This window comes from Candidatus Phytoplasma crotalariae, from assembly GCF_030586865.1.
GTDB classification, from domain to species: Bacteria; Bacillota_I; Bacilli_A; order Acholeplasmatales; family Acholeplasmataceae; genus Phytoplasma; species Phytoplasma citri.
This window is the reverse complement of record NZ_JAOSIR010000021.1, coordinates 1-8,610: the sequence shown is the minus strand read 5'-3', so window position 1 is coordinate 8,610 and position 8,610 is coordinate 1. Positions and strand designations below refer to the sequence as shown.

Genomic DNA, 8,610 nt, shown 5'->3' with positions numbered 1-8,610 from the left:
GATCGATTTTTAACTTTTTCTTATAAGACAAGAAATTATTGAACTAATTGAAATTATTAATGGCTTTTTTTAAATATTCTCGGAGGTATTTGTCCATTTTCCAGAGTTTAATATCATTAATATTTTTTGAGTCAAATAGCCACAATGTGATTGAAATCTAGATAAATATTAATCATATTTTTTAAGTTCTAATTTAATTACTCTGATTATTTAAGTAACAATTCTAAATGATATTAAATATTCGCAAAAGCTTAGTTTATTGATCAGCAAAAGTTTTTGGAATTTGCACTGATTCCATTGAATAAACAATAAATTACTGACTTCTTTCGCCCTATAAAGGTCATTAACCTTCTTCCTGAGAGGACGATTGACTTAATGATTCCGAATTAAGTTTTACTCCTCCGACTACTAAAAAGTCGCTTTATCCTTGGGCCTAATGACTTTTATCTCATTATTGGTTAATTTAATAACTCTGCCTTTAGGATTCTCCAAGTTACTCTAAATATCAACCTTGGTTCCTTAGGTGAATTGACCATTAGATTAACGGTGAGATTCCAGGTTTTTTTAATGAATAAACTACCCAATACTATTCACATATATTGATAGACTCTGGACTGCTCGGTCTCAGTAGTTTACGAGACAGGTAAATTTATTACATCTACTTCATTTCTTAGGCTTTCTTGGGCTTTCCCTTAGAACCATTCGGTGGCAGTATCCTTTTGACTAACTACTTCGTCGCAACCCGCTTTTAAGAACTGCTGTAATTCTTTATTCTTTCGTTTAAAAAATCGTTCTTATCCTTTCAGTGTTTATTCGCACTGGCAATTGGTTAAATCGCTCGATATTTAGGCATCTTTTGGCGCCCTGAATAGAAATAACATAATTAATTTTATAAAAATTTATATCAAAAGTTATATTAAACCCTCACCCAAACCGCACGGGCATATTCCTATGCATACGGCTTTCCGAGTTAAATTATACAAACAATAATATGTATAAATGTATAATTTAATCTGTTTTTCTTCCCCTTGTGTACAGGTATTACCTGCTCCTTGGTAGGACATGACCCCTACGAGTACTATAAAACTCTGTAAGCATTTATAAAATATCTAAGGCGGATAAATGATTAGGCATAAATGCTCAAATCTAAATTAATAAATACCTTATTAAAAAAAGATATTTGTAAAAATCTTAATTAAATTTTTTATAAGAAGCTTATCCAAGGTAGCTGTTTAATTATTGGTAAGTGTTAAAGATCGCATGGCTTTATTTAAAATAAATCATCTCATTATATTTATGAAAATATATGAAAAACGTTAAAAAATAAGTTTCAAAAATAAAAAATATTTTTCGGATAGAACTCAATTGCAAGATAAAGAAAATACAATTAATGCGTTTGACATGTTATCAACAATATTTATTCACGAATAACATATTTTTTTGATTTATTTTATATTATAGCTTTAATTTAAAAAAATTTCATGCTTATTTTAACTTCGCCTCGCATATATTTAAAAAAATATCAATATTTAAAATAATTATGCTTTTTGAATATGCTATGTTCCCTTATAAATTTTCATTCTCAGGTAAATTCAACGGCTTAGCATGCTATCCCTATGCTAGGAGGACCATATAATCTCCTAAATTAAACGCCCGAACTTGCGCACCTTATCCTGTTGTGATTGTGTTAAAATAGATTCATTTTTTAATAAATCAATTTCATCTGAATTTTCAAAAATACCAATACAAAACATTATCAAAGGGATTACTAAAACAGAAAATATCAATAAAGATAAACCTATAAACTTTTTATTAAAATTTAATGGTTTGTTCAAATATAGTTCACTCCCTTATTCAATATTCAATTAATTTTTTTACAACAATTAATACACTTAAATAAACTATTTTAATAAAATTAAATTTTTATATTATTTAAAATTTTATTTCGTAAATTTTCAAGTTTTAAAATTTTTTTCATTTTTCAAATTCTTAAGTTTTGATAAAGTATAATTTTTTAATTTAAATTTTTGGGTATTCTATCTATAGTTATCAAAAAACAAATTACCCACTTTTATTATACCTCAAATAACCTCAAAAATAAACTGGAAAAAATAAACTGGAAAAAACTATTCAATTCTGCGTTTTTTTCCAAATATTTGATATTTATATTATTATCTAACTTAATTAATATTTATTTAAATTGACTATTATACAAATTATAATAAAAACCTTTTTTATCTAATAATTCTATATGACTACCTTTTTCAACTAACAAACCGTTTTGCAAAACCAAAATAATATCTGCATTTACAATAGTAGATAAACGATGAGCGATTACAAAAGAAGTTTTATTTTTTAATAATTTTTGCATAGATTCTTGAAAAATAATTTCTATTTGAGTATCAACAGAAGCAGTAGCTTCATCTAAAATAACTATAGAGGGGTTATTTAAAAAAGTTCTAGCAATAGTAATTAATTGTTTCTCTCCTTGAGAAATATTATCTAATTCTTCATTAATCATAGTATTATAACCATCTTGCTTAGTCATAATAAAATCATGAACATTAACTTGTTTAGCGGCTTGAATAACTTGTTCTTCTGTAGCATCAAAATTGCCATAACGAATATTATCCATAATAGTACCATGAAATAACCAAGAATCTTGAACTACTATACCAATCATTTTACGTAAATCACTTTTCGGAATAGTAGAAATATCTATTCCATCAATTGAAATTGTACCCGAATTAACATCATAAAAACGAACTAACAAATTAACTAAACTAGTTTTGCCTGAACCTGTAGGACCAACAATAGCTACCATTTTATGTTTGTCAATCTCAAAACTAATATCACAAAGAATAGGTTGATCCATTTGATATTGAAAATTCACATTTGAAAATTTAATATAACCTTGAACTGAATCAGGAATAATTAAATTATTTTTCGTATCTAATTCTTCATTTTCTGCTAAAAAATTCAAAACACGATTTGCAGCGGAAGAAGTAGATTGCAAAATAACAAACATCTGACTCAAATCTCTTAACGGATTTCCTAAACGCCAAATATATTTTATAAAAGATTGAAAAAGTCCCAATTGAATAGTACCAAAACCTAATTTAAATAATAAATACGGTATTTTCGTATTTTGATAATTCAACAAAAAATAACCTATTATGACAATAAAAGTCATCACAATATAAGTAAAACTATTAATAATAGGCATTACTAATCCAGAAATCCAATTAGATTTAAAAATAGTAGAAGCTAATTGTTGATTTAAATTTTGAAAATCACTAATATTATTTGATTGTTGATTATATAAAATAATCTCTTTATGTCCGGTATATTTTTCTTGTAAAAATCCTAAATATTCACCTGTTTTTTCAAATCTTTGAATAAAAACTGAACGTGCTTTTTTATTAATTAACCAAATAACAGATAAAGAACTTGGTATCATTAAGCAAATTAATAAAGCAAATCTTAAATTGGCCCAAAACATAATAAAAATAATCATTATAATACTAAAAAAAGAAAGTACAAAAGCTACACAAGATTGTTGTAAACCATTAGAAACTGTTTCTAAATCATTTATAACAATACTCATAATATTGCCTATAGTATTATTTTCAAAATATGATATAGGTAACCTTAACATTTTTTGATAAACACTTTGTCTAATATTTTGAATAGATTTATGAATAATAACAATTATCAATTTATTATAAATAAATCTAGCAATAATACATAAAAAATATAAAAATAAATTAATAAATAATAAAAGAATAATATAACTCATATATTCCGATATAATTTTAAAATTACTTAGTAACTTTTGCCGTATAAAATGAAGAATAATATTATCAACATAAATAAGTTTAGAATTATTATTAAAATTATTTTGAATAAAATTAATAATGATATTTCCTTCAAAAATAACAATAAAAGCATCTATAGCAGCAACTAAAAAAATCAAAAAAATGCTAACCAAAATTTCTTTCCGAAAAGGTTGTAAAAAATAAAATATTTTTTTCAATTTAAAACCTCTTTTATTTTTTGCGAAAAAGCAATATTTTTATAAATTTGACATCTATTCATTAATTCTTCATGTTTACCAATATCTATAATTTTTCCCTCATCTAAAACAATAATTTTATCAGCATTTAAAATAGAACTTAATCTCTGCGCTACTATAATAATAATAGAATTTTTACGTAAATAACTTAAATTTTTACGAATAGTTAAATCAGTTTGATAATCTAAAGCAGAAAAAGAATCATCAAAAATATAAATATCAGGTTTTTTTAATAAAACCTTAGTAATAGCTAATCTTTGTTTTTGTCCTCCGGAAAAATTAGAACCCAATTCGCTAACTGGTTCTTGTAATTTGCCTTTAGTTTTATTAATAAAATCATAAGATTGAGATATTTTAGCGTATTCAAAAATTTCTTCAGAATTTGCATTAGATTTTCCAAAAGATAAATTACTTAAAATTGTACCTTTAAATAAAATATTTTTTTGAGAAACTACACCAATTTTATCTCTTAAAGAAATTAAATTATATAATTTAATATCTACTCCATTAATTAACAAACAACCTTTTGTCGGATCAATTAATCTAGGAATTAAATTAATTAAAGTACTTTTTCCAGAACCTGTAGAACCAACTACAGCAATTAATTCTGAATTTTTAACTTTAAAATTAATATCTGATAAAATCATTTTATCATCATTAGAATATTGAAAATAAACATTTTTAAACTCTAAACTTACAATAGGTTTAGATAAAGTTAAATTATATTGTAAATTATTTTTAATCGATGGTTTTATATTTAATAAATATTCTATTTTACGCAAAGAAACTAAAGCTTTAGGAAACATAGTAAACAATAATAAAAAATTTAAAATAGAATAAAGTATATGATATTGTAAATTAATACAATTATATAAACCGCCTAAATGAAAATCAGTTGATGCCCCTATTTTTAAAATATAAGCACCGAAACCAGTAGTAAAAATAATAGAAATATTCAATAATAAATAAAATAAAGGTTCCATTGAAAAAATTGAATTAAACAAATGAATATTTAAAAGAGCATATTGAGAATTTATTTTATCAAATTGATTACCTTCATAATTTTCTGTATTTAAACTTTTAATAACTTTAATACCAGTTAAATTTTCCCGAACTTTAGAGTTTATTTTTTCTAAAACTTTTTGTTTTTTTGTAGATAATAAATAATTTTTAAAAATAATACAAACAAAAATAATAACTAATAAAGGTATAATAGCCAAAACAATATAAGAAAAAACCATATAAATTCGATAAATTAAAATTAAACTAATTATCAACATAATAGGAGCCACAATTAAAGCTCTATAAAGGCTAGCCATAAAATTAACAATTTGACCAACATAAGTAATACTACAATTCATCAAAAAAGGAACACCAAGATTTTTCATTTCTATAATTGAAAAAGTCTGAATTTTTTTAAAAATATCTGCATTTAAATCTTTAAAGATTAAAGATGATGTTTTAGCGGAACAAAAATTAATAATTAAATTACCTAAGATAGCACATAAAACCAATAATAATAAAGCAAAAGTAAAAAATAAAAAATTTTGCGAAGCAATAGGATTATCAATAACATAACGACCTATAATCAAAGGAATACCGATTTCACCACTTGCTATAAATAAAACTGCCAAAATATTTAAAAATAATATAATTTTATAACGCATAATATATTTAAAAATTAATTTCATAAAACTGATTTTGTACCTTCTTAACTAAATAAAAATCAAAAAAATTAAATTTTTACTAATCTTTATTCGTTTTTTTAAATATCAATAAAAATTCTAACATTTTTTTAATATTTTTGATATAAAAAAAAATTAATTCATATTACAAAAAAACAAATAAGTTTTCTTGATTTAATGAATTAATTTTCAAAAAAGATATAAAATAATTTATTTAAATATTAAAGTAAATCGTTATTCATGTTATTCATATTATCAATATTTGGATAATTTTTTTCTAGTACTTCTTCAACAACAGCAGCACCAGTAGTTACCATTATAGATGCTATAGAAGCTGCATTTAAAACAGCTTGTCTAGTTACCGCTGTAGGATCCATAATACCATCTTTAACTAAATCCACAAATTGACCAGTTTCAGCATTAAAACCAAAATTATCTTTTTGTTCTAATTGTTTTTGAAGAATCATAGAAGCATCAAAACCCGCATTAGTTGCAATTTGTTTAGTAGGTTCTAATAAACTTTCTAAAACAATACTATAACCTTTACGAACACTTTCGTTTGCAGAATTTAATTCACTTAATGCAGTTTTATAAATTTCTACTAATGCTTTTCCTCCACCAGGAACAATACCTTGTTCAATAGCAGCTTTAGTTGCATTTAAAGCGTCTTCGATACGTAATTTTTTTTCTTTTAATTCTGTTTCAGTAGTAGCTCCTACATGAATAATACCAATACCACCAGTTAATTTAGCTAATCTATTGGTCAAATTATTTAAATCATGTTGATTAAAATCTTTCATATTTTTAATATTAGAAATTTGTGATTGAATTTCTTGAATACGTGTTTCTAAAGCAGAAGTTTTGTTATCAACTACCAAAGTAGTACTATTTTTTTTAATAATAACTTTATTAACTTTACCTAAAAATTTTTCATCTACATCTTTTAACTTCATATTTAAATCTTTAGAAACAAAAGTAGCTTGAGTTAAAATAGCCATATCTTGAAGCAATTCTTTTTGATGATCACCGAAACTCGGAGCTTCAACTGCAACTGCATTTAAGTAATTACCTTTTTTATTAGCGACCAAAATACTTACCATTTCATTATCGAAAGATTCCGCAATAATTAGCAAAGGAACTCTATTACTTAATGAATATTCTAAAATACGATTAATTTCGAATATACTATTAATCTTATGATCAGTAATTAAAATAGCAGCTTGTTCTAATTCTATTAAAGAATCTTTTTGATTTACTACAAAATAAGGAGACACATAACCTTTTTCGAATTGCATACCTTCAACAACATCTAATACAGTTTCAAAACTCTTAGATTCGTCCACATTAACAACTCCAGTTTTACCTACTTTTTCAATAGCAGCAGCTACAATTTTTCCTGTTTCTAAGCTACCAGATGAAATAGTAGCAACATTTTCGATTTCTTCTTGAGTATTAACAGAACGAGATTTGGCTAAAAGTTGTTGAGCTACTACACGAGATGCTTCTAAAATACCTTGTTTTAAAAGAACCCCTTTAAAACCGCCTGTGTCTAAAGCTTCAAAACCTTTACGAATCATACTCTGACCTAATAAAACAGCTGTAGTTGTACCATCTCCTGAAGCATCATTAGTTCGAGTAGCTATTTCGCATATAGCTTTAGCGCCGGCATTATGATAAGCGTCTTTAAAACTAATTTCTTTTGTAATAGTTACTCCATCATTAATAATTAAAGGACTACCATATTTTTGTTCTAATAAAACATTTTGACCTTTAGGACCTAAAGTTATTTTAACTGTATTAGCTAATAAATCTATCCCTTTTAAAATTTTTTTTCTTGCTATTTCGCCATAAACAATTTGTTTTGCCATATAATATTCAAATACTCCTCTTTTATCTTAATAAATAATTAATTTTTTAAAATTTTAAAAATAATTAATATTTGTCCGTTTAAGCAACTTCCGAGACAGGTTTGTGGATTATATCAATTTTCCTTCTTAGGCCATTTCAGGCTTGTCCATCAAATTATTTGGTGGCGAAGTCATCTTGATTAATTTGCTTTCCTCTTAACCCGCTTTTTATGGTCTGCTGTAGATTGGCATTCTTTCGTTTGCCAAACCGACCATCTCCTTTCAGGGTTTTCGGCCCTGGCTATTGGTTAAATAGCACGAAATTTAGGCCTCTTTTGGCGCCCTAATCTTAGCAATAATATTTTCTAATTTAACAATTAAATACTCTTCTTCTCGAAATTGAACCTTTTCTCCAGAATAATTCTTATAAACTACTAAATCATCCGTTTTTAAATTAGTGACTTGCGGTCCAAAACTAATTACAATCCCTAAAGATTCTTCTTTACGAGGGCTAGTACTAACAATAAGACCTGAAGAAGTACGTTCATCTTGAAATTTTGGTTTTAAAACAACATAATCATTTAAAGGTTGAATTAAAAAATTTGTCATAAATTTCTCCTTTTTTATTATAAAATAATCAAATTTAAATTTTTTTTATATAATGAAAAATAAATTAAAATTTTTAACAATAATATTTTCAACTATTTTATCAAATAAATTTTCAGAATTCCATTCTTCATCAAGAGATTAAATAAACAGTTATAAATAAATATTAAAATATGAATAGATTATTTTCATTTCGATATTCGGGAATTGTCTTTCCGATATCTATTACAAAAAGACCTTTTTTAAGCTCAAAAAAGTTTCTGACTGTCCTATGAAATAATATCTTATATAAGATATTAAAGTTCTTTCATCTTGCAAAAATCATTGTTCTTTGCCTTAGCAGGGTTCTTATAAAATATTTGCTTTGTCTTTTGGTCTGATAATTTTTATTACCTCC

General features: G+C 24.9%; 5 protein-coding genes. All 5 read right to left on the bottom strand.

The annotated features are described in order from the left end of the window. Positions 1-1,640: 1,640 nt before the first annotated feature. A complete protein-coding gene (locus OC683_RS01740) occupies positions 1,641-1,835 on the bottom strand; it encodes a hypothetical protein (RefSeq protein WP_304514837.1) in 195 nt (64 codons plus the stop codon). Positions 1,836-2,191: 356 nt separating this feature from the next. Further along, positions 2,192-4,036, bottom strand: coding sequence for an ABC transporter ATP-binding protein (locus OC683_RS01735; RefSeq protein WP_304514836.1), 1,845 nt, complete (start codon positions 4,034-4,036; stop codon positions 2,192-2,194). After that, entirely contained in the window at positions 4,033-5,766 is a 1,734-nt protein-coding gene (locus OC683_RS01730; RefSeq protein WP_304514835.1) for an ABC transporter ATP-binding protein, read from the bottom strand. Before OC683_RS01730 ends, OC683_RS01735 begins: the two co-directional genes overlap by 4 nt. Before the next feature lie 215 nt (positions 5,767-5,981). Further along, positions 5,982-7,628: a chaperonin GroEL gene (groL, locus tag OC683_RS01725; protein ID WP_304514834.1), complete on the bottom strand. Its 1,647-nt coding sequence runs from the start codon at positions 7,626-7,628 to the stop codon at positions 5,982-5,984. A 303-nt stretch (positions 7,629-7,931) separates the two neighbouring features. Next, positions 7,932-8,216: a co-chaperone GroES gene (locus OC683_RS01720; protein ID WP_304514833.1), complete on the bottom strand. Its 285-nt coding sequence runs from the start codon at positions 8,214-8,216 to the stop codon at positions 7,932-7,934. Positions 8,217-8,610 lie beyond the last annotated feature (394 nt).

Coding starts and splice junctions, on each gene's coding strand:
- OC683_RS01720 (WP_304514833.1), bottom strand. CDS start 8,216: ATGACAAATTTTTTAATTCAACCTTTAAATGATTATGTTGTTTTAAAA.
- groL (WP_304514834.1), bottom strand. CDS start 7,628: ATGGCAAAACAAATTGTTTATGGCGAAATAGCAAGAAAAAAAATTTTA.
- OC683_RS01730 (WP_304514835.1), bottom strand. CDS start 5,766: ATGAAATTAATTTTTAAATATATTATGCGTTATAAAATTATATTATTT.